Source organism: Psychrobacter sp. 1U2 (genome assembly GCF_051847575.1).
Genome location: NZ_JBPYDC010000728.1, coordinates 1 through 871, shown reverse-complemented (window position 1 = coordinate 871; position 871 = coordinate 1). Strand labels below are relative to the sequence as shown.

The 871-nt window shown below is 40.5% G+C and carries 1 protein-coding gene; it reads left to right on the top strand.

Annotated elements, in window-relative coordinates; genetic code table 11:
• Positions 1–249 precede the first annotated feature (249 nt).
• Positions 250–663, top strand: coding sequence for an alternative ribosome rescue aminoacyl-tRNA hydrolase ArfB (gene arfB, locus ACS8FD_RS18355; protein WP_439260944.1), 414 nt, complete (start codon positions 250–252; stop codon positions 661–663).
• The last annotated feature ends 208 nt before the right edge of the window (positions 664–871 follow it).

Sequence of the window (871 nt, the reverse complement as noted above, 5' to 3'; positions counted from 1 at the left end):
ATACTTTGGGGTCTGTTATATCTATTTCTTCCATTTGCCAACTTATATTTTATTATTACACGCTGGGAAAAGTGCAAAGCGTCAGTTTTTAAGATACTGATGTCAATTCCGCTTTTAGTGATAGGCGCTATGCTTGGTTCAATGCAATAAAATGTTAGAAGTAACGCCCTATTTATAAATCCTCAACCATGCCCCATATAGAAGAGAAGCATTTAAAAACCAATTATTTAAAAGAAATAAAAGACAACTATGATTTTTATCAGTAATACCATCAGCTTAAGCGATAGTGAAGTCGAGATTAGCGCCATCCGCGCGCAAGGGGCAGGCGGGCAAAACGTCAATAAAGTCTCCTCCGCTATTCATCTACGCTTCGATATCAATGCCTCGAGTCTGAATGACACCCAAAAACAGCGTTTATTAGATAGCAAAGACAGTCGTATCACTAAAGAGGGGATATTCGTCCTCAAAGCTCAGCAACACCGTACCCAAGAGCGCAACAAGATTGACGCGTTTGAACGTCTTAAAGCCTTCATCTTTCAATCTACCCAAGTCGCTAAAGCTCGCAGACCAACCAAGCCGAGTAGAAATGCTAAGCGTAAACGCGTCGATCAAAAGACGCAGCGCGGCAAAACCAAGGCATTGCGCGGTAAGGTTGATTATTAAGCGGGCTATTATAGTTAGTATTAAATAAAAAAGTTACAACGACTAAAAAGTGCTACTGGTATAAATTTTTAAGTCGCTTAGCCATATTAAATCGAATTTGGACACTATCCTATGCTAATTAATGCAGATTTTTCATCTCGAGCTGAGCTAACGGCTGAAGAGCATCAATGGATTAAATCACCGCAGAATGGTGTCGAGCGCGTCATGC

What these genes read in the sequence shown, in the direction of transcription:
- arfB (WP_439260944.1), top strand. Translation starts at nt 250, where the DNA reads ATGATTTTTATCAGTAATACCATCAGCTTAAGCGATAGTGAAGTCGAG.